General features: G+C 62.7%; 17 protein-coding genes and 7 pseudogenes. 3 read left to right on the forward strand and 21 right to left on the reverse strand.

Translation table 11 applies throughout. The features are described 5' to 3' along the window. Positions 1 to 8 precede the first annotated feature (8 nt). The 21 genes and pseudogenes from ACFQDL_RS07995 to rpsB form a co-directional block, all read right to left on the reverse strand. Positions 9 to 1,630: pseudogene (locus tag ACFQDL_RS07995) on the reverse strand (CTP synthase). A gap of 213 nt (positions 1,631 to 1,843) precedes the next feature. Next, on the reverse strand, positions 1,844 to 2,386 hold the full coding sequence (tilS, locus tag ACFQDL_RS08000; protein ID WP_379908549.1) for a tRNA lysidine(34) synthetase TilS: 543 nt from the start codon (positions 2,384 to 2,386) through the stop codon (positions 1,844 to 1,846). Continuing rightward, complete coding sequence (gene tilS / locus ACFQDL_RS08005) at positions 2,359 to 3,174, reverse strand: tRNA lysidine(34) synthetase TilS (RefSeq protein WP_379908550.1); 816 nt, start codon at positions 3,172 to 3,174, stop codon at positions 2,359 to 2,361. The genes tilS (ACFQDL_RS08000) and tilS (ACFQDL_RS08005) overlap by 28 nt, the downstream gene beginning before the upstream one ends. Positions 3,175 to 3,190: 16 nt before the next feature. Continuing rightward, positions 3,191 to 4,145 (reverse strand): annotated as a pseudogene (accA, locus tag ACFQDL_RS08010) (acetyl-CoA carboxylase carboxyl transferase subunit alpha). Positions 4,146 to 4,269: 124 nt separating this feature from the next. After that, a pseudogene (gene dnaE, locus ACFQDL_RS08015) lies at positions 4,270 to 7,762 on the reverse strand (DNA polymerase III subunit alpha). Between the two features lie 6 nt (positions 7,763 to 7,768). Continuing rightward, positions 7,769 to 8,371 carry a ribonuclease HII gene (gene rnhB, locus ACFQDL_RS08020; RefSeq protein ID WP_379908551.1) on the reverse strand — a complete coding sequence of 201 codons (603 nt, stop codon included), beginning with the start codon at positions 8,369 to 8,371 and terminating at the stop codon, positions 7,769 to 7,771. Further along, positions 8,372 to 9,520: a lipid-A-disaccharide synthase gene (gene lpxB / locus ACFQDL_RS08025; RefSeq protein ID WP_379908552.1), complete on the reverse strand. Its 1,149-nt coding sequence runs from the start codon at positions 9,518 to 9,520 to the stop codon at positions 8,372 to 8,374. Positions 9,521 to 9,528: 8 nt separating this feature from the next. Beyond that, on the reverse strand, positions 9,529 to 10,299 hold the full coding sequence (gene lpxA / locus ACFQDL_RS08030; protein ID WP_379908553.1) for an acyl-ACP--UDP-N-acetylglucosamine O-acyltransferase: 771 nt from the start codon (positions 10,297 to 10,299) through the stop codon (positions 9,529 to 9,531). Positions 10,300 to 10,302: 3 nt separating this feature from the next. Beyond that, positions 10,303 to 10,740 carry a 3-hydroxyacyl-ACP dehydratase FabZ gene (fabZ, locus tag ACFQDL_RS08035; protein ID WP_379908554.1) on the reverse strand — a complete coding sequence of 146 codons (438 nt, stop codon included), beginning with the start codon at positions 10,738 to 10,740 and terminating at the stop codon, positions 10,303 to 10,305. Continuing rightward, the gene (locus tag ACFQDL_RS08040; protein WP_379908555.1) at positions 10,737 to 11,273 is read right to left on the reverse strand and encodes a UDP-3-O-(3-hydroxymyristoyl)glucosamine N-acyltransferase; all 537 of its coding nucleotides are present in this window, start codon (positions 11,271 to 11,273) and stop codon (positions 10,737 to 10,739) included. Before ACFQDL_RS08040 ends, fabZ begins: the two co-directional genes overlap by 4 nt. Before the next feature lie 17 nt (positions 11,274 to 11,290). Further along, positions 11,291 to 11,599: pseudogene (locus ACFQDL_RS08045) on the reverse strand (UDP-3-O-(3-hydroxymyristoyl)glucosamine N-acyltransferase); the annotation flags it as partial. Between the two features lie 194 nt (positions 11,600 to 11,793). Next, the gene (locus ACFQDL_RS08050; RefSeq protein WP_379908556.1) at positions 11,794 to 12,291 is read right to left on the reverse strand and encodes an OmpH/Skp family outer membrane protein; all 498 of its coding nucleotides are present in this window, start codon (positions 12,289 to 12,291) and stop codon (positions 11,794 to 11,796) included. 9 nt (positions 12,292 to 12,300) lie between these two features. Further along, a complete protein-coding gene (bamA, locus tag ACFQDL_RS08055) occupies positions 12,301 to 14,616 on the reverse strand; it encodes an outer membrane protein assembly factor BamA (RefSeq protein WP_379908557.1) in 2,316 nt (771 codons plus the stop codon). Positions 14,617 to 14,662: 46 nt separating this feature from the next. After that, a complete protein-coding gene (gene rseP, locus ACFQDL_RS08060) occupies positions 14,663 to 16,015 on the reverse strand; it encodes a sigma E protease regulator RseP (protein WP_379908558.1) in 1,353 nt (450 codons plus the stop codon). A gap of 78 nt (positions 16,016 to 16,093) precedes the next feature. Further along, positions 16,094 to 16,662 (reverse strand): annotated as a pseudogene (locus ACFQDL_RS08065) (phosphatidate cytidylyltransferase). Continuing rightward, positions 16,662 to 16,904 (reverse strand): phosphatidate cytidylyltransferase, encoded by a 243-nt coding sequence (locus tag ACFQDL_RS08070; protein WP_379908559.1) that lies wholly within the window; start codon positions 16,902 to 16,904, stop codon positions 16,662 to 16,664. Before ACFQDL_RS08070 ends, ACFQDL_RS08065 begins: the two are co-directional and overlap by 1 nt. Continuing rightward, positions 16,897 to 17,661, reverse strand: coding sequence for a polyprenyl diphosphate synthase (gene uppS / locus ACFQDL_RS08075; RefSeq protein ID WP_379908560.1), 765 nt, complete (start codon positions 17,659 to 17,661; stop codon positions 16,897 to 16,899). Before uppS ends, ACFQDL_RS08070 begins: the two co-directional genes overlap by 8 nt. A 39-nt stretch (positions 17,662 to 17,700) precedes the next feature. Then, positions 17,701 to 18,258 (reverse strand): ribosome recycling factor, encoded by a 558-nt coding sequence (gene frr, locus ACFQDL_RS08080; RefSeq protein WP_379908561.1) that lies wholly within the window; start codon positions 18,256 to 18,258, stop codon positions 17,701 to 17,703. After that, on the reverse strand, positions 18,248 to 19,006 hold the full coding sequence (pyrH, locus tag ACFQDL_RS08085) for a UMP kinase (protein ID WP_379908562.1): 759 nt from the start codon (positions 19,004 to 19,006) through the stop codon (positions 18,248 to 18,250). Before pyrH ends, frr begins: the two co-directional genes overlap by 11 nt. A 90-nt stretch (positions 19,007 to 19,096) precedes the next feature. Next, complete coding sequence (tsf, locus tag ACFQDL_RS08090; protein WP_379908563.1) at positions 19,097 to 19,957, reverse strand: translation elongation factor Ts; 861 nt, start codon at positions 19,955 to 19,957, stop codon at positions 19,097 to 19,099. Between the two features lie 120 nt (positions 19,958 to 20,077). Continuing rightward, complete coding sequence (gene rpsB, locus ACFQDL_RS08095) at positions 20,078 to 20,812, reverse strand: 30S ribosomal protein S2 (protein WP_379908564.1); 735 nt, start codon at positions 20,810 to 20,812, stop codon at positions 20,078 to 20,080. Between the two features lie 266 nt (positions 20,813 to 21,078). On the opposite strand from rpsB, the gene map reads away from it, so the two are divergent. The 3 genes and pseudogenes from map to ACFQDL_RS08110 form a co-directional block, all read left to right on the forward strand. After that, on the forward strand, positions 21,079 to 21,849 hold the full coding sequence (map, locus tag ACFQDL_RS08100; RefSeq protein WP_379908565.1) for a type I methionyl aminopeptidase: 771 nt from the start codon (positions 21,079 to 21,081) through the stop codon (positions 21,847 to 21,849). Between the two features lie 12 nt (positions 21,850 to 21,861). After that, positions 21,862 to 24,557, forward strand: a pseudogene (locus ACFQDL_RS08105) ([protein-PII] uridylyltransferase). Between the two features lie 129 nt (positions 24,558 to 24,686). Then, positions 24,687 to 24,977 (forward strand): annotated as a pseudogene (locus tag ACFQDL_RS08110) (DUF1244 domain-containing protein); the annotation flags it as partial. Positions 24,978 to 24,985: the final 8 nt, after the last annotated feature.

Here is a 24,985-nt window from a genome sequence, read left to right on the forward strand (position 1 = left end):
TCCTCGGGTCAACCCTGTTTGTCCAGGGCCGCTTTTATAAATCCTGTAAAGAGTCCGTGCCCGTCACGCGGGGTGGAGGTGAACTCCGGGTGAAACTGGCAGGCGACGAACCAGGGATGATCCGGAGCCTCGACGACTTCCACCAGCTCACCGTCGGCGGAACGGCCGGCAATGCGCAGGCCGGCTTCTTCCAGTCGGGCAACGTAGTGGTTGTTCACTTCATAGCGATGACGGTGACGCTCGACGATGCGGGTCGAACCGTAGGCGGCCGCCACGGTGGAGCCTTCCGCCAGCTGACATTCCTGGGCCCCCAGCGCATGGTGCCGCCAAGGTCCGTGCTCTCGTCGCGGACCTCCACCTCGCCTTCGGAGGTGGTCCATTCGGTGATCAGGCCGACCACCGGGTGGGGGCTGCGGCTGTCGAACTCGGTGGAGTTGGCACCTTCGAGGCCGGCCACGTTGCGGGCGAACTCGATCACCGCGACCTGCATGCCGAGACAGATGCCGAGGTAGGGCACCTTGTTCTCGCGGGCATACTGCACCGCCTTGATCTTGCCTTCGACACCACGCTCGCCGAAGCCGCCCGGTACCAGGATGCCGCTGACGCCCTCGAGCACCTCGACACCCTCGCGCTCGACGGTTTCGGAGTCGATGTAACGGATCCTGACCTTCTTGCGCAGCTTGACGCCGGCATGGGTGATCGACTCGATCAGCGACTTGTACGCATCGAGCAGTTCCATGTACTTGCCGACCATCGCGATGGTGACTTCGCCTTCCGGATGCTGGTGCGCATCGGCCACCCGGTCCCACTCGGCGAGGTCAGCCGGCGGGCACTCGAGGTGGAAGCGCTCGACGACGATATCGTCGAGGTCCTGCTCTTCGAGCATGCGCGGGATGCTGTAGATGCTGTCGGCGTCCGGCAGCGAGATGACCGCCCGCTCCTCGACGTTGGTGAACATCGACAGCTTGCGGCGCGAAGAAGCCGGCAACGGCTGTTCGGAACGACAGACCAGGATATCCGGCTGGATACCGATGGAGCGCAGCTCCTTGACCGAGTGCTGCGACGGCTTGGTCTTGGTCTCGCCGGCCGTGGCGATGTAGGGCACCAGGGTCAGGTGCATGAACAGGGCGCGGGAAAAGCCCAGCTCCGCCTTCAGCTGACGCACCGCCTCGAGGAACGGCAGCGACTCGATGTCGCCGACCGTGCCACCGATCTCGACCAGTGCCACATCGGCGTCGCCGGCACCTTCGATCACGCGACGCTTGATCTCGTCGGTGATGTGCGGAATCACCTGGACAGTGCCGCCGAGGTAGTCGCCGCGGCGCTCCTTGCGCAGCACATGCTGATAGACCCGGCCGGTGGTGAAGTTGTTGCGGCGCGTCATCGTGGTGCGGATGAAACGCTCGTAATGCCCCAGATCCAGGTCGGTTTCGGCCCCATCTTCGGTCACGAAGACTTCACCATGCTGGAACGGGCTCATGGTCCCCGGATCCACGTTGATGTACGGGTCCAGCTTGAGCATGGTGACTTTCAGGCCCCGGGCCTCAAGAATTGCAGCCAGAGAAGCGGAGGCGATGCCTTTGCCCAGTGAGGACACAACACCACCGGTGACGAAGATGTAACGCGTCATGCAGAACCTGTATGGTCGTAGGTTGAAAAAGGTGCGGGAGTTTTCGAACTCGAGATGGGGCATCAGGATAGCAAAATGCCCTCTGCCAGACAATCGGATAGTGAGGAGCTGGTAGGGTGGAATGAGTGCCGCGGGCGCGAATTCCACCGCTTGTACCGTATGAACTCTACCGGCAGCCGATACCGCCGGTGGAATTCGCAGGCTCATTCCACCCTACGTCGTTGTTGGCCGCCAGCTCGGCCCCGGCTCCCACTCAACCCAATAACCACCGCTCTCGCCCGGGGCGCTCTGCCACCCCTCGCAGACAAAGAGCCCCGGCACCGCGACGATCTCGTCGTCGCCGACCAGCAGCGGCCAGCTGTCCCTTAGCCAGGGCGGCACCGCGTATTCCTGGAACAGCTTCTTCAGCGGATGGGCGCCACCACGCCCCGCCGGGCGGCAGCGTTCTCCGTCGCGCCGGTAGCGCAGGGTCAGCCCCTCGAGGCTTTGCAACGCAGTCTCGCCTGGTCGCGCCGGACGGATCAGCAGCCGCCCCTGCGCCAGCTGCATCTCGCTGGGCACCAGCTTCAGCCCACCCAGGGTTCCGGCGTCCGTGAGTGCGGACGGCGCCAGCAGATAGAGCTCGCCGCGGTAACGGCGCAGCGACCAGTCGCCGAGTGCGATCCGCGGCTGCCGGTCTGCCGCCGCCGGCAACAGATCCTGTTCGATACTGGCCAGCAGGCGGGCATTCAGGCTGATGCCGGTCGCCGTCTCCACCCAGTGACGCAGCAGATTGTTGCGCCGCGCCTTCGACAGTGTCGCCAGCGCCTCGATACCGAGCCCCCGCGAGGTCGCCGACAGGCCGCCAGATCATCCCCGGCCACTTCTGCCAGCAGACCGGCCGCTTCGTCGAGATGACCTGAACTGTGCGCCGTGCGCCGGGCACAGTCGGGCCAGCGTTCGGCCAGCGGCGGCAGCACACGGTGACGCAGAAAATTGCGGTCGTAGTCGAGGCCGGCATTGGAGGGATCTTCGATCCACTCCAGGCCCTGCTGCCGGGCCCAGCTTTGCAGGTCGGCGCGCTTTATATCCAGCAACGGACGCAGCAGCCGACCCGCCCCGAGCCTGCGGCTGCGGGGCATCCCCTTCAGTCCACGAACGCCGGCGCCGCGCAGCAGGCGCAACAGCAGGGTCTCGGCCTGGTCGTCGGCATGATGCCCCAGCAGCAGGCAGTCGCCCGTCTGCAGTTCGCCTTCGAAGGCCCGGTAGCGGGCCTCGCGGGCATCGGCCTCGGACGCGCTGGCGGGCGCCACGTTCAGCACGCGGATCCCGAGCCCCAGCGCGGCGGCAGTCCGACGGCAGCGTACTGCCCAGCTGTCGGCCTCGGCCTGCAGGTGGTGATTGACGTGCAGCAGCAGTATCCGGGTGGGATCGAGACACCGGGCGGCCAGTTCGACCAGCACCCGGGAGTCGAGCCCGCCGCTGAAACCAATCAGCCAGCGACGGGTCCCGGGGCGAGCCTCGAGCTGGCGCCGGAAAGCGGACAGCAGCGCATCAGGCGCCATAGCGTCGCCGCAGGACTCAGTCCTTGCTCAGGCCATAGGCCATCAGGCGATCGTAGCGGCGCTCGAGCAGTTCTTCCATGGACAGCGCCTGCAGCCTGTCGAGGACACTGACCAGTTCAAGCTTGAGATTGGCCGCCATCAGGGCAGGATCGCGGTGAGCGCCGCCCAGGGTTCGCTGACCACCTTGTCGACCAGACCGAGCTCGTGCAGACGCTCCGAGGTGATGCCCATCGCCTTGGCCGCATCGGCCGCGCGCTCGGCGCTTTTCCACAGGATGGAGGCACAGCCTTCAGGCGAGATCACCGAGTAGGTCGAGTACTGCAGCATCATCAGCTCGTCGCAGACGCCGATCGCCAGCGCGCCCCGGAGCCGCCCTCGCCCACCACGGTGGAGATGATCGGTGTTCTGAGCTGGGACATTTTCGCCAGGTTGAAGGCGATGGCCTCGGACTGCCCCCGCTCTTCGGCATCGATACCGGGATAGGCGCCCGGCGTGTCGATAAAGGTCAGCACCGGCATTTTGAAGCGTTCGCCCATTTCCATGATGCGCAGCGCCTTGCGGTAGCCTTCGGGGCGGGGCATGCCGAAATTGCGACGGATCTTTTCTTTGGTTTCACGACCCTTCTGATGGCCGATCACCACCACCGGTTTGCCGTCAAGGCGGGCAATACCGCCGACGATCGCGGCATCGTCGGCGAAGTGCCGGTCGCCGTGAATTTCGTCGAAGTCCTCGAAGATATGCGCAACATAATCGAGGGTATAGGGGCGCCTGGGATGACGGGCGAGCTGCGAAACCTGCCAGGCCGACAGGTTGGAGAAGATCGAAGCGGTCAGGCTGCGGCTTTTCTCGCGCAGCTTGCCGAGCTCCTCGGACAGGTTGACGTCCGTATCGTCGCCGACATGGCGCAATTCTTCGATCTTCGCTTCCAGTTCAGCGATAGGCTGTTCGAATTCAAGATAATTCGGGTTCATGTTCGCGTCTGCTTCCGCTCTGCAATTCGGTTACTTGAAGATCATAAAACCGGCAATTCTACCTGTTGCCCCCGGCGATAACCACCCGTGATGGAGCCACAAGCCGCAGGGTAACCAGCCCGGGTCAGTAGCACAGGCTCACGGCCTTCTCGCCGAACTGGTCCTTGAGCCGGATCACCAGGTCGTCGCTGGCCTCGACCTGCCAGCGTTCGCCGAATGGCAGGCTGGCTTCGGCATCTTCGCGGCGGTAACGCAGCCGTACCGGCAGGCTGGCATTGCCGCGATAGGCCTCGAGAATGTCCGCCAGCTCGCGCAGCCGGCGCCCGGCAATGTCCCGGCTCAGGCAGCGAATCTCGAGACAGCGGGCATACTGGGCACGGGCCTGCGGTATATCCAGCACCTTGCTGCCCTTGACCTTGAGGCCGCCATTATAGTCGTCCTGGGCCACCTCGCCCTCGATGATCAGCACCGCATCCTTGTTCAGCCTGTTGCGGGCCTCGTCGTAGGCCTCGCCGTAGAGGGTCACCTCGATGCGGGCACTGCGATCGTCGAGCGAGACGAAACAGAGGTTGTCGCCCTTCTTGGTCTTCTTCAGCCGCAGATCCACCACCAGGCCGGCGATCTTCTGCATGCGCCCGCGCGCCGGCTGGATATCGACGATCTTCTTGCTGATGAAGTGCTTCAGCTCGCGTTCGTATTCGTCGATCGGATGCCCCGTGAGATAGAGACCCAGGGTATCCTTCTCGCCGGTCAGGCGCTCCTTGTCGGTCCAGTTGCGCACCCGGCCATAGTCGGCGTAGGGGTCGCGCTTCTCCTCGACCTCGACTTCGCCGAACAGGTCGAACATGCCGGCATCCTGGTTGCGGGCGTTCTGATCCGCCGCTTTCAGCGCGTCGGGAATGGCCTCGAACAGCACTGCCCGGCTCGGACCGAGCTTGTCCAGCGCACCGGAGCGCACCAGCGCCTCGAGCACGCGTTTGTTGAGCTTCTTGGCACCGACCCGCTCGCAGAAATCGAAGATATCCCCGAAATCGCCCTGGCCATCCTCGCGCGCCTTGACGATCGCATCGATCGGCCCCTCGCCGACCCCTTGATCGCACCGAGGCCGTAGACAATCTGACCGGCATCGTTGACGGTGAACATGTACTCGCCGCCATTAACATCGGGTGGCAGCGGCGCCAGCCCCATCTTGCGGCACTCCTCGATGAAGATCACCACCTTGTCGGTGTTCTGCATATCGGAGGAGATCACGGCCGCCATGAAGGGCGCCGGGTAATGTGCCTTGAGCCAGGCGGTCTGGTAGGACACCAGCGCATAAGCGGCGGAGTGGGACTTGTTGAAGCCGTAGCCGGCGAACTTTTCCACCAGGTCGAAGATGTTGCCGGCCAGGTCCTTGTCGATGCCCTGGCCGGCGCAGCCCTCGAGGAAGATCGCGCGCTGCTTGGCCATCTCCTCGGGCTTCTTCTTGCCCATCGCGCGGCGCAGCATGTCGGCGCCGCCGAGCGTATAGCCCGCCATGACCTGGGCGATCTGCATGACCTGCTCCTGGTACAGGATGATGCCGTAGGTCGGCTCCAGGATCGGCTGCAGGATATCGAGCTGGTAGTCGGGGTGCGGCCAGGCGAGTTCCGCACGGCCGTGCTTGCGGTTGATGAAGTCGTCCACCATGCCGGACTGCAGCGGCCCCGGCCGGAACAGGGCCACCAGTGCGACGATATCCTCGAAGCGGCTGGGCTTGAGGCGCCGAACCAGATCCTTCATGCCGCTGGACTCGAGCTGGAACACCGCCGTGGTCTCGGCCGCCTGCAGCAGGTCGAAGGTGCGCTTGTCCTCGAGGTCGATCAGCGAAACGTCGAGCGGCTCCTGCCCCTCCTTCGCACGGATCCGGTCGATGGTTTCGACCGCCCAGTCGATGATGGTCAGGGTACGCAGACCGAGGAAGTCGAACTTCACCAGCCCCGCCTCCTCGACGTCGTTCTTGTCGAACTGGGTCACCAGGCCTTCACCGAACTCGTCGCAGTAGGTGGCGGCGAAGTCGGTCAGCTTGGTCGGCGCGATCACCACGCCGCCGGCGTGCTTGCCGACACCGCGGGTGACCCCCTCCAGCTTGTAGGCCATCTCCATGATTTCCTGGGCCTCTTCGCTGGCGTCAACGAACTCGCGCAGCGCAGGTTCCTGCTCCCAGGCCTTGCCGAGGGTCATGCCGACCTCGAACGGAATCAGCTTGGACAGCCGGTCGGCGAGGCCGAAGGGTTTGCCCTGGACACGGGCGACGTCGCGCACGACCGCCTTCGCCGCCATGGTGCCGAAGGTGACGATCTGGGATACGGCATCGCGGCCGTAGGTACGGGCCACGTAGTCGATCACCTTGTCGCGGTTGTCCATGCAGAAGTCGATATCGAAGTCGGGCATGGAGACACGTTCCGGGTTCAGGAAGCGCTCGAACAGCAGGTCGTATTCGAGCGGATCGAGGTCCGTGATCTTCTGCGCATAGGCCACCAGGGAGCCGGCACCGGAGCCGCGCCCCGGTCCCACCGGTACGCCGTTCTCCTTGCCCCACTTGATGAAGTCCATCACGATGAGAAAGTAGCCCGGGAAACCCATCTGAATAATGATGTCGAGCTCGAATTCGAGACGGTCTATATAGACCTGGCGCTTGGCCTCGTACTCCGGATCGTTGCGATCCAGCAGGATTTCCAGCCGCTCCTCGAGTCCGTCGAGGCTGACCTGACGAAAATAGTCGTCCATCAGCATGCCTTCGGGTACCGGGAACTTCGGCAGGTAGTAGGTCCCCAGCTCGATGTCGATATTGCAGCGTCGGGCGATCTGCACCGTATTGGCCAGCGCCTCCGGGATATCGGCAAACAGCTCGACCATTTCGGCGGTGGAACGGAAATACTGATACTCGCTGTAGTCCCGCGGCCGGTGGGCATCATCGAGGGTTCGGCCCAGGTTGATGCAGACCCTCGCCTCGTGGGCATCGAAGTCCTCGGCCTTGATGAACATCACTTCGTTGGTCGCGACCAGGGGACAGCCGGTTTCGTGGGACAGGGCGACACTGGCATGCACCAGCTCCTCATCGCCACGGCGCCCGGTGCGCTGCACCTCCAGGTAAAAACTGTCCGGGAAGATCCGCATCCACTCCTCGAGCACGAAACGCGCCGAGCCGTTGTCGGCCAGCAGTGCGCGGCCGACCTCGCCCTGCCGTCCCCCGAGAGGGCGATCAGCCCTTCGGCCTTTTCCCCGACCCACTCCCGCTTCAGCAGTGCCTTCTCGGCGATGATGTTCTGGCCTTCGGCATAGGCGCGGGAGACCAGTTCCATCAGGTTGCGATAGCCCTTGCCATTGCGCACCAGCAGCGTCATGCGATAGGGCTCGGACTCCGGCTCGGCCTCGTTCATCACCAGGATGTCGGCGCCGCAGATCGGCTTGATGCCGGCACCCAGTGCCGCCTTGTAGAACTTCACGATCGCAAAGAGATTGCACTGATCGGTCACGGCAACCGCTGGCATGCCCTCGGCCTTGGCCGCCCCGACCGCCTCCTTGACCCGCACCAGGCCATCGACCAGCGAATATTCGGTGTGCAGCCGCAGATGAACGAATTGAGGTGTAGCCATGACAGGTCAGTCTCCGGGTGGCAGCAACTCCCGCACCGGGCGGAAACTGCGGCGATGTTCAGGCAGGGGGCCAAGCCGGCGCAGGGCCTCCAGATGGGCGGGCGTCGGGTAGCCCTTGTGTTGCGCGAAACCGTAACCCGGATGCACCCTGTGCAGGGCCTGCATCTCGCGGTCGCGCACCACCTTGGCGAGGATCGAGGCGGCACTGATGGCCGGCACCTTCGCATCGCCCTTGATCACGGGTTCCGCCGGGCAGCTCAGCACCGGACAGCGATTGCCGTCGATCAGGGCATAGTCGGGCGCGGGTGCGAGGCCCTGCACCGCCCGTTGCATCGCCAGCATGCTGGCATGCAGGATGTTGATCTCATCGATCTCGGCGGGGCTTGCCGACGCCACGCACCAGGCCAGCGCCTTTTCGCGGATTTCATCGTAAAGCGCCAGGCGCTTCTTTTCGCTCAGCGCCTTGGAGTCGGCCAGTCCCGCGATCGGCCGGTCCGGATCGAGGATCACCGCTGCCGCCACCACGTTGCCGACCAGCGGCCCGCGCCCCACCTCGTCGACGCCGGCCATGCGCTCGCCTGCCGCAAAATCGAATCCCAGGGTCTGCATTCAGGGCGCCCCGGTTTCAAGCAACTGCACGATCGCCTCGGCCGCGCGCTCGTCGGCGTCCAGGTTAAGCTGGCGGTGGATATCGGCGAAGCGTCGCTGCAGACCTTCACCATGGGCCCGGTCATCGAGCTGCCGCAACAGCAAGGGCCCCAGCACCTCGGGACGCACCTCGTCCTGCAGCACTTCGGGTACCAGCGGCGCATCGGCCAGCAGATTCGGCAACGAGATGTAGCGGCTCCTGATCAGTCGGGACAGGATGCGATGGGTCAGCGGCGCCATGCGGTAGGCCACCACCATCGGCCGCTTCAGCAGCATCGCCTCGAGGGTTGCGGTACCCGAGGCGATCAGGATCGCATCGGCCGCCTGCATCGCCTCGCGCGAGTGCTTGAGCATCAGTTCGACGCCGAGATCGGCGAACTCGTCCTGCACCAGCTCGTGCAGCTGGTGCATCCGGGCCTCGTTCGCTGCCGGCAGCACGAAGCGCAGCTCCGGCCGGCGCTGCTTCAGCCAGCGCGCGGTCTCGAGAAAAGGCCGTGCCAGGTACTTGAGCTCACCGCCGCGACTACCCGGCAGCAGCGCCACGACTTCCGCGTCGGGCGGCAGACCGAGACCTTCGCGGGCCCCGTCACGGTCGGGTTCCATCGGTATCCGGGTCGCCAGCGGGTGACCAACGAAAGCGACGCGTTGATCGTTCTCCTCGTAGAACCGTGCCTCGAACGGGAACAGCGTCAGCATCAGGTCGGTGGTGCTTTTGATTTTCAGCACCCGCTTGCGGCGCCAGGCCCAGACCGACGGACTGACATAATGCACGGTGCGGATACCCGCCTCGCGCAACCGGCCCTCGAGACCGAGAGTGAAGTCCGGCGCATCGACGCCGATAAAGAGATGCGGCTTCGTCTCGACGAAATGCCGCGCCAGTTCACGGCGGATACCCAGCAGTTCCGGCAGCCGCCCCAGCACCTCGACCAGCCCCATCACCGACAGCCGCTCCATCGGGTAGAGCGAACGGCAGCCGGCGGCGATCATCAGATCTCCGCCGACGCCTTCGACTTCGAGATCGGGATAGCGGCGGCGCAGCGCCTCGATCAGGCCGGCGCCAAGAATGTCGCCCGAGGCCTCTCCGGCCACGATACCGATACGCAGGGCCATCGGCGGCCTCAGCGGATGATGCCGCGGGTCGATGCCTGCAGCGAATCGATCAGCGGTTGCAGCTCGGCGCAGGAGGCCAGCATCTCATTCAGCTTCTCCAGCGCCTGCTCCAGGGTCAGGCGCTGACGGTAGACCACCTTGTAGGCCTGGCGCAGGGTGCGCAGCGCCTCCGGCGAGAAGCCGCGCCGGCGCAGCCCCTCGACATTGATGCCATGGGGTTTGGCGCTGTTGCCCGTGGCCATGACGTAGGCCGGGATATCCTTCAGCACCACGGTGCCGGCACCGCACATCACATGGGCACCGATATGGCAGAACTGGTGTACCGCGGTGAAACCGCCGAGGATCGCATGGTCGCCGACATGCACATGGCCGGCCAGGGCTACATTGTTGGCGAGTATGATATTGTCACCAACCATGCAGTCATGGGCGACATGGGCGTAGGCCATCAGCAGGTTGTGACTGCCGATCTTCGTCAGCCCCTGGTCCTGCACCGTCCCCCTGTGGATGGTGACCCCTTCGCGGATGACGTTGTGATCGCCGATCTCGAGCCGGGTCGGCTCGCCCCTGTATTTCTTGTCCTGACAGTCCTCTCCCACCGAGGCGAACTGAAAGATGCGGTTGTGGCTGCCGATACGGGTCGGCCCGCGAACCACAACATGGGGGCCGATGACCGTGCCGGCTCCGATTTCGACATCGGGACCTATGATTGTCCAGGGGCCGATCTCGACGTCGGACGCGATCCTGGCGCTGGCATCCAATAGGGCGCGGGAATCGATCAAGGGTTACACCTTTCTATCTGCACAGAGAATGGTGGCTGAGCTGACGACGTCGCCGTCCACGGTGGCCCGGACATCGAACTTCCAGATGCCGCGGCGTTCGGAAATCTTGCGTGCCTCGAGGCGCAGCTGATCGCCCGGCACCACCGGCCGCTTGAAGCGCAGGTCGTCGGCACCGACGAAATAGTAGATCGAGCCGTCCTGCGGTTTCTTGTCCATGGTCTTGAAACCGAGGATGCCGGCCGCCTGGGCCATGGCTTCGACAATCAGCACGCCCGGCATGACCGGATGATCCGGGAAGTGGCCGTTGAAAAAGGGCTCGTTGACGGTCACGTTCTTGATCGCAACGATGGACTCGCCTACCTCCAGTTCCAGTACCCTGTCCACCAGCAGAAAGGGGTAACGGTGGGGCAGGTACTCCCGGATTTCCTTAACATCCATCATTCTTTGTGACCTTCAGTAGAATTAAGCTCGATTGTCTGTTCAAGTTTGGTAACGCGCCGCGCGATGTCGTCCAGTTGCCTGAATCGCACCACGTTGCGCTTCCAGCTCTGGTGAGGCTGCAGCCCCGTGCCCGACGAATAGGCACCGGGCCGGCTGATCGATTTGCTGACCAGCGACATGGCGGTAATATGGGTGTCCGGGGCTATTGTCAGGTGCCCGGTAATGCCTGACAGACCGGCGATGGTGCAACGCTCGCCAATTTTAGTGCTTCCGGCGATGGCGGTACAGCCCGCGATGGCGGTATTGCGGCCGATGCGAACGTTGTGCGCCACCTGTATCTGGTTGTCCAGCTTGACACCGTCATCGATGCGGGTGTCATCCAGGGCGCCGCGATCGACCGTGGTACCGGCACCGATCTCGACGTCGTTGCCGATCGAAACGCCGCCGAGCTGACAGATCTTGAGCCAGCCCTCCCCTCGGGCGCGAAGCCAAAGCCGTCGGCACCCAGTACCGCCCCGGAGTGGACGATGCAACGCTCCCCGATCCGGACATCGTCATAGAGCAGCGCACCGGCCTCGAGGCGGCTATCCCGGCCGACCGAGCAGCGAGCCCCGATCACGACCTGGGCGCCGACACTGACACCGGCCCCGATCCGCGACCCGGACCCGATCACCGCACAGGGCCCGACCTGCGCCTGCGGATCGACGTCGGCATCGGCGGCGACGACAGCGGTGGCATGAATGCCGGGGACTACTGCGGCCCGCCAGTCGAACAGCTGACTGACACGGGCAAAGGCGCGGTAGGGGTCCTCGACCAGCACCGCATGACCGACTACCGCGTCGCGATGCTCGGCACGCACCAGTATGGCGCCGGCGGCACTGTCTTTCAGCTGTGCCAGGTAACGGCCGTTGGCAAAAACGAAAGCTGGCCTTGGCCAGCTGATTGCAGGGTTGCGAGGCCGGCGACCCGGTATTCCGGATCACCGCTCACCCGACCACCGACCAGTTCGGCGATCGCCTCCAGACTGTACTCCCGGACCTGTGTCATACCGGCCTATTTCTTGTTCAGCCCTTTGATCACGAGCGGAGTGATATCGGCGTCCTTTTTGGCATAGACGGTCGCCTGTTTCGCCAGCACCACGTCATAGCCCTCTTTCTCGATCACGTCGCGAATCACTTCGTCGAGCCTCGGACGCATCTCGGACAGGAAGGCGCGCTCGCGCTCGGCACGCTTCTGCTGCAGCTCCTGACCCTGCTTCTGGTACTGGCCAAAGGCTTTCTGGAACTGCAGGCGCAGCTGCTCCGCGTCCTCCTTGGACTGCAACCCCTGGTTCTTGCGCAGCTTTTCCTGCAACGTCTTGGCGTGCTTTTCCAGCTCGACCAGCTGTTTTTCATCGCCGGCGAACTCGCTCTTCAGCTGCTCGCGAAAATCGGCCGCGGCATCGGACTTGAGCACCGCCTCCTCGACACCGAGTACGGCGACCTTGTCGGCCGAGGCCTGAACCGAGAAGAGTACCGCGATACCGAGCAAAAAGGCTTGAAACAGTTTCATCATGACTCCTTAGAAAGACTGGCCGAGGGAAAACTGGAAGACCTCGGTCTCGTCATCCTTCTTGTCGTTGAGCGGCATCGCCAGCGAGATCGACAGCGGACCGACCGGCGTCAGCCAGCTCAGGCCGACGCCGGCCGCGTAGCGGATCTGGTCAAGTTCGACACCTTCGGTACAGTCGCTGGATTCGACCAGACAGTCGGTGGTGAAGACGTTGCCGGCATCGAAGAACGCCAGCGTGCGCCAACTGGTGTTGTCATCGATGAACGGTGTCGGAAAGATCAGCTCGAGAGAGCCGACGGCCAGCATATTGCCGCCGAAGGCATCGTCATTGGAATCCCGCGGACCGAGGGAGTTGTTCTTGAAACCACGCACCGTGCGCAGACCGCCGGCGTAGTAGTTCTTGAAGAACGGATAGTTGTTGTCGCCGAAGCTGTCGCCATAACCGAGCCGGCCACCGGCACTGACCACCCAGGTCTCGGTACCGTTGAGAGGCAGGTAGTATTCGCCGCGGTACAGGGACTTGAAGTAGCCCAGATCGCTGCCCGGCACGGCCGCTTCCAGCGACAGGCTCTGGGAATAGCCGCGGGTCGGGAACAGGCCGCGATTCAGGTGATTGTCACTCCAGCTCGCCTTCATCACCCAGTCGAGATAGGTATCGTCACCCTCTTCGGCAATGAAGTCGGTGACCTCCTGGGCCGTGCTGCCGAAGGTGTTCAGACTGATCGACTCGAATCCAAGACCGAAGCTCAGGCGCTGGTAATCGTTGATCGGATAGCCGAAATTGACGCCGGCACCGTACTCGTCGGTGGTATAGCTACTGACATCGTCCTCGTCGTAGTCGCGCTCTCGATAGAAGACATCGAAGCCACGGCTCACACCGTCAACGGTGTAGAACGGGTCGGTATAGTTGAAGCTGTATTCGGTCAGCGTATCGCTGTTGGAGAAGTTGAAGCCGACCCGCTTGCCGGTACCGAAGAAGTTGTCCTGCTGCACCCCGAGCTGGAAGATGATACCGGCGCTCTGGGAGAAGCCGACCGCGGCGGTGAACTGCCCCGACGGCTGTTCTTCGATCGAATACTCGACGTCGACCTGGTCGCTGGTGCCCGGCACCGGGCGGGTTTCCACATCGACGTTCTTGAAGTAGCCGGTCCGCGACAGACGCTGCTTGGACTGTTCGATCTTCTCGGCCGAGGCAATCGCCGCCTCCATCTGCGTCAGTTGCTGACGCAGCACCTCGTCGGCGGTGGTGGTGTTGCCCTTGATCAGGATCCGGCGCACGTAGGTGCGCTGCCCCGGTTCGACGAAGTAGCGCAGCGAGACGGTATTGTCGTCCTCGTGCACTGTCGGCACCGGGCTGACGTTGGCGAACATGTAACCGCCGTCACCCAGCACCCGCTGCAGACGCTCCTGAGTCTCGGTCATCTCCCGGCGCGAGAATACCGCACCCGGCTCGATCTTCAGCTCGGCCTCGAGCGCGTTCTGCGGCACGGCGAGACTGCCCGCCAGATCGACATCGCGAATGCGGAACTGCTCGCCCTCGGTGATATTGACGGTGATGTAGACGTGCTGGCGATCCGGCGAGATTGACACCTGGGTGGAGTCGATGGCGAAGTTGATATAGCCGCGATCGAGGTACCAGGAACGCAGACGTTCGAGATCTCCGGACAGCTTTTCCCGGGAGTAACGGTCGCTGTCGGTGATGAAGCTCCAGAACCCCGGCAGCTGCAGCTCGAACAGTTGCGTCAGGTCCTCGTCGCCGAAGGCCTCGTTGCCGACAACGTTGATGTGCCGGATCGAGGCCACCTGACCTTCGTTGATATCGATATTGAGGGCCACGCGGTTGCCCGGCAGCTCCTCGACCTCGGTTTCAACGCCGGCACCGTAGCGCCCCTGGGCGACGTAGAGCCGCTGCAGGTCGAGCTGGATACGGTCCAGCGCGGCGCGCTTGAAGACCTCGCCCTCCTGCAGCCCGCTCTGTTTCAGGCCATCGATCAGCGCCTCGTCCTTGATAACCTTGTTGCCATCGAGACGGATCAGGCTCACGGCCGGACGCTCCCGAAGCTTGACCACCAGCACATCGCCGTCACGAAAGAGTTCGATGTCGTCGAAATAGCCGGACCCGAAAAGCTCACGGGTCGCGCGGGTCAGCTCGTACTCGGTAATCAGGTCCCCGGTAGCGATCGGAAAGTTGCGAAACACCGTGCCGGGCTCGACGCGCTGCAGCCCCTCGAGACGGATATCGGAAACGGTAAATGGCGAGATGGCGGCGTGCGCCAGAGTTCCCCAGCAAATAAGGGAGAAAACAAGTCCCAGTCTGAGTTTCATGAACTACGTCTTATTCCATCGAAGAAAACCGGCAACCATGCCATTTCTACAGCCGCATCAGGTCATTAACGATTGCAACTGCCATCAGGGTAAACAGTACGGCCATACCGATGCGGAGCCCGAACATCTGCACCCGCTCACTGACGGGCCGGCCCCGAAGCGCCTCGATGCCGTAGTAGAACAGATGACCACCATCGAGCATCGGAATGGGCAGCAGATTCAGCACGCCCAGACTGATACTCAGGTATGCCAGAAAACTGATAAAGGACTCCAGGCCGGACGCGGCCGAGGCCCCCGCCACTTTAGCAATGGTGATCGGGCCACTCAAGTTTTTTACCGAGATGACCCCTTCGAGCATTTTCCAGATCGATTCGAGGGTCAGCGTGATCATCTGAACCGTCTTGGCGGCGGCCACGCCGACCGCTTCGACAGGCCCGTAGCGCAGGGTTCGCAGCCGCTCCTCGGGCCAGCCGACCGGCTCCACGCCGGCGCCGATATAGCCGATCGTCCCCGCCTCGTCCTCCCGGGCCTCGGGCACGAGGTCGACATCCAGCTGGCGCCCGCCGCGCTCGACCCGCAGTTGCAGCAGCGTCTCCGGTGCCGCGCGCACCGTCTCGACCAGCGCGGGCCAGTCGGCGACCGGTTCGCCATCGATGCTCAATACAAGATCCCCCGGCTCCAGCCCGGCCGCGGCCGCCCGTCCTTCCGGCAGCAACTGACCCAGCACCGCCGGGATCGGAGGCTGCCAGGGCCTCAGCCCCAGCGCCCGCAGCGGACTCTCGCGCTCGATATCGACCTGCCAGCCATCGAGCCGCACCGGATAGGCGACGGGCGACGAAGCATCCGGATACAGCACCCGCAGCGAGAGGGTTCTGCTTTCGCCGATATGGGAAACCAGGCTCAGGTTCAGCTGCTCCCAGGAATGAAGCTCGTCGCCGTCCAGCCCCACCACTTCGCCGCCGGCTTCGACACCGGCATACCAGGCCGGTGTATCCGGCTGCACCGCTCCGATCACAGGCGCCACGGTGCTGACACCGATCACGTACATCAACCAATAGGCCAGCACCGCGAACAGCAGGTTGACCAGCGGGCCGGCGGCCACGATGGCACTGCGGGCCCAGAGCGGCTTGTTGTTGAAGGCCTGAGGGCGCAGCGCTTCGGGCACATCGCCCTCGCGCTCGTCGAGCATGCGCACATAGCCGCCCAGCGGGATCGCCGCCACCACGTATTCGGTGCCCTGGCGATCGCGCCGCGACCAGAGCGGCTTGCCGAAACCGACCGAAAAGCGCAACACTTTGACACCACAGCGGCGCGCCACCCAGAAATGCCCCCATTCATGGATGGTCACCAGCAACCCGAGAGTCACGATCGTCGCCAGCAGCGTATGCAGAATACTCATCAATGCTCCATCATCAGTGGATGGTCACCAGCAACCCGAGAGTCACGATCGTCGCCAGCAGCGTATGCAGAATGCCCATTACAGCTCCGTCATCAGCAGCATGCCGAGCACGAATACCGGAGCGGCCGCCATCAGACTGTCGATACGATCGAGCACGCCCCCGTGTCCCGGCAGTATGCGGCCACTGTCCTTGATCCCCTGGTAACGCTTGAGCATGCTTTCGAATAGATCACCCAGCACCGACGCAAGGCCCGTACAGAATGACAGCACGACGAGATAGACCAGCTGCGACAGCGGGAGTTCAAGCCAGAAACCAAAGCCGGCACCGACCAGCACGCAGCTGAACAGTCCGCCCCAGAGCCCTTCCCGGGTCTTGCCGGGACTGACATCGGGCGCAAGCTTGTGGCGCCCCAGGTCTTGCCGCTGAAATAGGCCCCGACATCGGCACCCCAGACCAGCAGCAACAGCAGCAGAATGCGCTGATTGCCCTGCGCCATCCCCTTGAGCTCGACCAGCGCGAACCAGCAGGCAACCAGCACCAGATAACCAATCAGCAAACGGCTGCCCCGGGCTGTCCAGACACCGCAGACAGGAAAGCGGACCACCCAGTACAGCGCCAGCAGCCAGAACAGTACCGCCACCAGCATCAGCGCCGGCACCGGTACCCAGGGGCGCGTGAAGAAGGCGGCCGCCAGCAGCACGCCGAGCCCGAACCCAAAAGCCCGCGCGCGCCGGTACCGTCAAAGCCCGCCAGACGGCTCCACTCCCAGGCGCCCAGCACCATCGCCACGGCGACGAAAAACTCGAACCAGGGCAACGGCAGCAAAAATACACAGGCCAGCGCCGCGGGCGCCAGCACCAGGGCTGTCAACAATCGCTGTTTAAGCACCTTCACCCGCCTCTATCTGCTCGCTGGTTTTGCCAAAGCGGCGCTGGCGGCCGCAATAGTCTCTGATGGCTTCCGCCAGTTGCTGCTCGCCAAAATCGGGCCAGTAGCAGTCGGCAAAATAGAATTCGGTGTAGGCCATCTGCCAGAGCAGAAAGTTGCTGATGCGATGCTCGCCGGCCGTACGGATGCAGAGATCCGGCGCCGGCTGATCCGCCAGACAGGTATAGCGCCCGAGCATCGTTTCGTCGACCGCATCGGGATCGAGACGCCCCTCGGCACAGTCGCGCGCCAACCGGGCCGCAGCCTGGGCAATATCCCAGCGCCCGCCATAGTTGGCCGCGATATTCAGCTGCAGCCTCTGGCAACCGGCGGTCAGCGCCTCGGCCTCGGCGATCTTGTCCTGCAGCGACGGACTGAAACGACTGCGGTCGCCGATGATGCGCAGCCGGATATCGTTCTTCAGCAGCTTGCGGGACTCGCGTCTGAGCGCCAGCATGAACAGCTCCATCAGCCCCTTGACCTCGAGAGGAGGACGCTGCCAGTTTTCACTGCTGAAGGCGAACAGGGTCAGATGACCGACGCCCTGGGCGATACAGCCCTCGACGAGGCGGCGGACACTTTCGACACCGGCCCTGTGGCCGGCCAGACTGGGGAGACGGCGGGCCTTGGCCCAACGGTTATTGCCATCCATGATGACGGCGATATGGCGCGGCGGCGCCTTGCCCGCAGTGTTATTGGAATCGTTTTTTACCGGCATAAGAAAGGTACAAGGGGCGCCAGGCGCCCCTTGACGTCGTCAGATTTCCATCAGGTCGGCTTCTTTTTGCTCGAGCAGCTTGTCCACTTCTCCGACAAACTTGTCGGTCAGTTTCTGGACCTGATCTTCGGCACGACGACCTTCATCTTCGGTGATTTCCTTTTCCTTCAGCAGATCCTTGATCGTGCCGTTGGCATCGCGACGCACATTGCGGATGGCCACGCGGCCGTTTTCCGCTTCCTGCCGCGCCTGACGGATAAAGCCCTTGCGGGTTTCCTCTGTCAGCGCCGGCATCGGCACGCGAATGGTATCGCCGGAGGTGGACGGATTGAGACCGAGATCGGATTTCATGATCGCTTTCTCGATCACCGGCACCATCTGTTTTTCCCAGGGATTGATCGCCAGGGTGCGGGCATCCTCGACGGTGACGTTGGCCACCTGGCCGACCGGCACGTCGGAACCGTAGTAGCTCACCATCAGGGAATCCAGAATGCTCGGATGAGCGCGCCCGGTGCGGATCTTCTTGAAGTTCTCGACCAGGGACTCAACGCTTTTCTTCATACGCCCTTCGGCGTCCTTCACGATTTCATTCAGCATACTTTTCTCCTACACCCTCACCGCAATCGATCAAGGTACCTTCTTTTCCGCCGACCACCAGATTCACCAGCGCGCCCGGGCGGTTCATGTTGAATACCCGAACCGGCATTTTGTGATCGCGCGTCAGGCAGATCGCCGTCAAGTCCATTACGCCGAGCTGCTTCTCGATCGCCTCGTCGTAACTCAGGTGCAGGTAACGCCGCGCCGTCGGATCCTTCATCGGATCGGCGGTATAGACGCCATCCACCTTGGTGGCCTTGAGCACCACGTCCGCCTCGACCTCGATACCGCGCAGACAGGCAGCGGAGTCGGTGGTAAAGAAGGGGTTGCCGGTACCGGCCGCAAAGATGACCACGTCACCCTGACTCAGATAGCGCATGGCGTTACGGCGGTCGTAATGGTCGACAACGCCACTCATCGGAATGGCCGACATGACGCGGGTATCGATATTACTGCGTTCCAGCGCATCGCGCATCGCCAGCGCGTTCATCACGGTCGCCAGCATTCCCATATGGTCGCCGGTCACCCGGTCCATGCCCGCCGCATTCAGCGCCGCGCCGCGGAACAGATTGCCGCCGCCGATCACCATCCCGACCTGGACACCGATACCGACCAGCTGGCCGATTTCAAGCGCCATGCGGTTGAGCACCTTGGGGTCGATGCCGAAGCTGTCGTCCCCCATCAGGGCTTCGCCGCTCAACTTGAGAAGAATTCGTTTATACCTGGATTGTCTGTCACTGGCAGGCATCTGGAGGTCTCCGCTCAAACGAGGTCAGATCAGTGTAGCAGGAAGGAAGGCCACGCCCGGCACGGGCATGACCTCTGTATCGAAGCGTATTCAGCCTTTCAGCTGAGCCGCAACTTCGGCAGCGAAATCGGTTTTCTCGACTTCGATACCCTCGCCAACTTCGACGCGGACGAAGGACAGGACTTCGCAACCGGCTTCCTTGACCAGCTGACCGACTTTCTGATCCGGGTTCTTGACGAACGGCTGCTCGACCAGGCTGTTTTCGGCCAGGAACTTGTTGATGCGGCCAACGACCATTTTCTCGGCGATTTCCGCCGGCTTGCTGGCCATGTCCGGCTGAGCCAGGATGATTTCCTTCTCCTTGGCAACCACCTCTTCCGGCATGTCGTCCTTGCTGACGACCTGCGGGTTGACGGCGGTAACGTGCATCGCGATATCCTTGGCCAGTTCGGCTTCGCCGCCGCTCAGGGCAACCAGTGCCGCCAGCTTGTTGGTGCTGTGGACGTAGGCACCGACATTCTGGCCTTCGACCAGAATGACGCGACGAACGGAGATGTTCTCGCCGATTTTCTGGACCAGGGCTTCACGGGCCGTCTCCAGCTCGCCGGACATCAGCGCAGCGACATCGGTCTGCTTGCCGGCGAACGCCTTGACCAGAACCTGATCGACGAACGCCAGGAAGCCGGCATCGCGGGCGACGAAGTCGGTTTCAGAGTTGACTTCGATAGCCACGGCGTAGCTGTTGTCGTCGGCAACTTTTACAGCCACGACGCCATCAGCGGCGGTGCGGCTGGCTTTCTTGGCAGCCTTCATACCGGAGGCTTTGCGCAGGTCTTCGATCGCCTGCTCAATGTCACCATTGGCCTCAGCCAGTGCTTTCTTGCACTCCATCATGCCCAGACCGGTACGCTCGCGCAGCTCTTTGACCAGCGCAGCAGAGAAGTTCGCCATGTCGAATTACCCCATTTGTTAACGCATTAATTCAAATTCAAAAAAGGGGGCAGCGCACCCAATGGGCACTTCCCCCTTATACAAGTACGAAGAGACTACCCAGCCTGCTTGACAGGCGGATTACTCGCCGGCCGGCTCTTCCACTTCAACGAATTCGCTCTTGTCGCCACCGGCTGCCTCGACACCCTCAACGCAGGCATCGGCTGCCGCCTTGGCGTAGATCTGAATGGCACGCAGCGCATCGTCGTTACCCGGGATGACAAAGTCGATGCCGTCCGGGTTGCTGTTGGTGTCGACGACGCCGATCACAGGGATACCCAGCTTGTTGGCTTCGTTGACAGCAATGCGCTCGTGATCCACGTCGATCACGAACAGTGCGTCCGGCAGGCCGCCCATGTCCTTGATACCGCCAATGGAACGCTCGAGCTTGTCCATTTCACGCTGACGCATCAGCGCTTCTTTCTTGGTCAGCTTGTCGAAGGTACCGTCCTGAGCCTGGGCTTCCAGGTCGCGCAGACGACGGATGGACTGACGAATGGTCTTGTAGTTGGTCAGCATGCCGCCCAGCCAGCGGTGGTTGACATAGGGCATGCCGGCACGCAGGGCTTCGTCCTGTACGATCTTGCTGGCCGCGCGCTTGGTACCCACGAACAGAATCTTGTTCTTGTTGGATGCCATGCCCTTGACCACGTCCAGCGCGTTGTTCAGCGCCGGCAGAGTGTGCTCGAGGTTGATGATATGAATCTTGTTACGAGCACCGAAGATGTACTTGGACATTTTCGGGTTCCAGTAGCGGGACTGGTGACCGAAGTGAACACCTGCTTTGAGCAGGTCACGCATGGTGACTTTTGCCATTGGTAAAGCTTCCTGATATTAAGTGGGTTAAACCTCCACGTATCCCAGCATCCAACCGCGAGCGGCACCCTGGAGACTGTGTCGATACGTGTGTGTGGTTAGTTGTGCTTAAAAAGCTCCCCTTTTCGGGAGGCGGATTTATACCACAGCACGCCCCCTTTTTGAAGCACCGCCTTCGCTACGCAAGCAACATTCGCTACAATCGCTGTTCATGACCGGCGCCTGGCCGTCGGACACACAGAAATGAAAAGCCACACCGAGACCCCATGACCATAAGCATCAAGACACCGGAAGAGATCGAAAAAATGCGCATCGCCGGCCGCCTGGCGGCCGAGGTGCTGGAGATGATCGAGCCGCATGTACAGGCAGGCGTCACGACCAACGAACTGGACAGGATCTGCCACGACTACATCGTCAACGAGCAGAAGGCGGTTCCGGCGCCGCTGAACTACCACGGTTTTCCGAAGTCCATCTGCACCTCGATCAACCAGGTCGTCTGCCACGGCATTCCGAATGACAAGCCGCTGAAAAACGGCGACATCATCAATATCGACATCACGGTGATCAAGGACGGCTTCCACGGCGACACCAGCAAGATGTTCTTCGTCGGCAAGCCCGCACCCCACGCCCAGCGCCTGGTCGAGATCACCCAGGAGTGCATGTACAAGGGCATCGAGCTGGTACGCCCCGGCGCCCATCTCGGGGATATTGGCCACGTCATTCAGCAGTATGCCGAGTCGAACCACTACTCGGTGGTGCGCGAGTACTGCGGCCACGGCATCGGCCGCGAATTCCACGAAGACCCCCAGGTGCTGCATTACGGCCGCGCCGGCACCGGTGTGGAACTGCGCGAAGGCATGATCTTCACCATCGAACCGATGATCAATGCCGGCAAGCGCCACGTGAAGCTGTCAAAAAAGGACGGCTGGACCGTCGAAACCGTCGACCGACGCCTGTCGGCCCAGTGGGAGCATACGGTGCTGGTCACCGCCGACGGTTACGAAGTCCTGACCCGTCGTTCCGAAGAAACCTTCTGATCGAGGCCCAGCATGACCGCCGCCGTGAAAGCCCAGAGCGATACCGAACTGCTGGATGTGGAAGCGCTCCAGCTTGAGCTGGCCGAGGCCCGCTCGCCGATCCCCGTGTTCAAGAAGACCATCAGGGCGGCCCAGGAGCGCATGCACCAGCGCTTTCGCGACGGCGAGGACATCCGCAAGCTGATCTACGGCCGCGCCTGGATCATCGATCAGATCCTGCGCGCCGCCTGGAAGCTGTTCGACTGGCCCGACGAGCGCCATATCGCGCTGGTCGCTGTCGGCGGCTATGGCCGGGGCGAGCTCCATCCGCACTCCGACATCGACATCCTGATCCTGCTCGACGGCATCGAGGCAGAGACGGCCGGCGACAGCATCAGCGGCTTCCTGACCCTGCTCTGGGACATGACACTCGATATCGGCTCCAGCGTGCGCACCCTGGAAGAGTGCTACCAGGAAGCACGCAAGGACATCACCATCGCCACCAACCTGGTCGAATCCCGCACCCTGATCGGCAATCCCGAGCTGCAGACCGGGGTCTACGAGCGGGTCACCTCCGAAGGCGCCTGGACCGACCGCGACTTCTTCGTCGCCAAGCTCAACGAGCAGCGCGAGCGACACGAACGCACCAACAACACCGAATACAACCTCGAGCCCAACCTCAAGACCTCGCCGGGCGGGCTGCGCGACCTCCAGACCATCGGCTGGGTGGCGAAGCGCCATTTCGGCGCCAGCTATATCCGCGACCTGGTCGACCACGGCTTCCTCACCGAGTCGGAGCTTGACACCCTGAACAAGGGCGAACTCTATCTCTGGACCGTGCGCTATGCCCTGCACATGCACTGCAACCGGCGCGAGGACCGGCTGCTGTTCGACCACCAGCGCACCCTGGCCGAGTTCTTCGGCTACAAGGACCAGCAGGGGCACTCGCCGTCGAGCAGTTCATGAGCAAGTACTACCGGGTCGCCAAAGCGATGTCCGAGTTCAACGACATGCTGCTGCAGTATTTCGACGAAGCGATCCTCAAGGCCGACGACGAGCAGGTGATCAAGCCGCTGAACAAGCGCTTCCGGATGCACAACGACTATATAGAAGCGAAACATCCGCAGATCTTCGAGCACCACCCCTTCGCGCTGATGGAGATCTTCGTGCTGCTGGCCCACAACCAGCAGATCAAGGGCGTGCGCGCCTCGACCATCAAGCTGATCCGCGACCATCGTCACCTGATCGACGACAGTTTCCGCAACGATATCCGCAACACCTCGCTGTTCATGGAACTACTGCGCTCACCCGACGGCGTCTCCACCGAGCTCAAGCGGATGAACCGCTACGGCATTCTCGGCCGCTACCTGCCGGAGTTCGGCGAAATCGTCGGCCAGATGCAGCACGATCTTTTCCATATCTACACGGTGGACGCCCACACCCTGAAAGTGATCCAGAAGATGCGCCAGCTGCGGCACAACGACCACCGCGACCTGTTCCCGATCGCACACCGGATCGTCAACCAGTTGCCGAAGATCGAGCTGCTCTATATCGCCGGTCTCTACCACGATATCGCCAAGGGCCGTGGCGGCGACCACTCGGAGCTCGGCGCCGAGGATGTGCTGGAGTTCTGTCGACGCCACCACCTGGGCAAATGGGACTCCCACCTGGTGGCCTGGCTGGTGCGCAATCACCTGCTGATGTCGATGACGGCACAGCGGCGCGACATCTCGGATCCGGAGGTGATCCATCGCTTTGCCAAACAGTGCGGCGACGGCGTTCATCTCGATTACCTCTACGTTTTGACCGTGGCCGACATCAACGCCACCAACCACACGCTCTGGAACAGCTGGCGCGCCACCCTGCTGCGCCAGCTCTATACCGAGACCCGCCGCGCCCTGCGCCGCGGCCTCGAGAATCCGGTCAACATAGAAGACCGCATCGAACAGCTGCAGAAAGACGCCCTCGCCGTACTGCGCCGTCACGGTATCCGCGAAGCACCGGCACGGGAACTCTGGAGCAACATCGGCAACGACTATTTCCTGCGCGAAGATTCCCAGAACGTGGCCTGGCACACCGAGGCGATTCTCGAACACGGCGAAAACAAGCTGCCGCTGGTACTGGTGCGCAAGACCTCCTACCGCGTCTATGAAGGCGCGACCGAGATCTTCATCTACAGCGAAGACCTGCCAAACCTCTTTCCCGCCACCGTCGCGGCGCTGGATCAGCTTCACCTGAGCATCCAGGACGCGCGCATCATCCTCACCGATGACGGTCGCACCCTCAATACCTACTCGGTCCTGACCGAGGACAATCAGCCGCTATCGGAAAACCCGGACTATCTGGCCAATATCCGCGATACCCTGATCGAGGAACTCGACGACCCGGACGACTTCCCGGATATCATCCAGCGCCGCGTGCCCCGCACACTGAAGCTGTTCGCCGCGCCGACCCGGGTCACCATCAGCAACGACCCGGTGATGCAGCAGACGGTACTCGAGGTCAGCAGCCCGGACCGTCCGGGACTGCTGGCACGCATCGGCCGCATCTTCGTCGAGTTCGGCATTTCGGTACGCAAGGCCAAGATCGCCAGCATCGGCGAACGGGTCGAGGACTACTTCTTCATCACCGATGCCAACGAACAGCCGATCAGCGATCCGGACCTGTGCCACCGGCTGCAGGAAACCATCTGCCGGCAGCTCGACGAGCAGATACAACAGGAATCGTAGGAGCCGCGTACCCAGACTTACGGGCACTTCCCCGCAGCGAACGACCTCGCCGCGAATACCCCTGGTGCCGAACTTGTTCGCACCGGGGCGGCGCTCCTACAATTGCGGTTTCAATTCGAGGAAATAACAATGGACAACGCCACCCGCACCGAAATCGAAGCCGCCGTTTTCCGGCGCCTGCTGGAACACCTGGACAACCGCAAGGACGTGCAGAACATCGACCTGATGAACCTCGCCGGCTTCTGCCGCAACTGCCTGTCGAAATGGTATGTCGCAGCCGCCTCCGAGCGCGGCGAAGAGGTCGACTACGAACAGGCCCGCGAGCGGATCTACGGCGAGCCCTATGCCGAGTGGAAGGAAAAGTACCAGCAGGAAGCGAGCGCCGATCAGTTGGCGCAGTTCGAGAAGGCGAGCAAAAAGGTGACGCG

This window comes from Marinobacterium aestuariivivens, assembly GCF_042661465.1.
Classification (GTDB): Bacteria; Pseudomonadota; Gammaproteobacteria; order Pseudomonadales; family Balneatricaceae; genus Marinobacterium_A; species Marinobacterium_A aestuariivivens.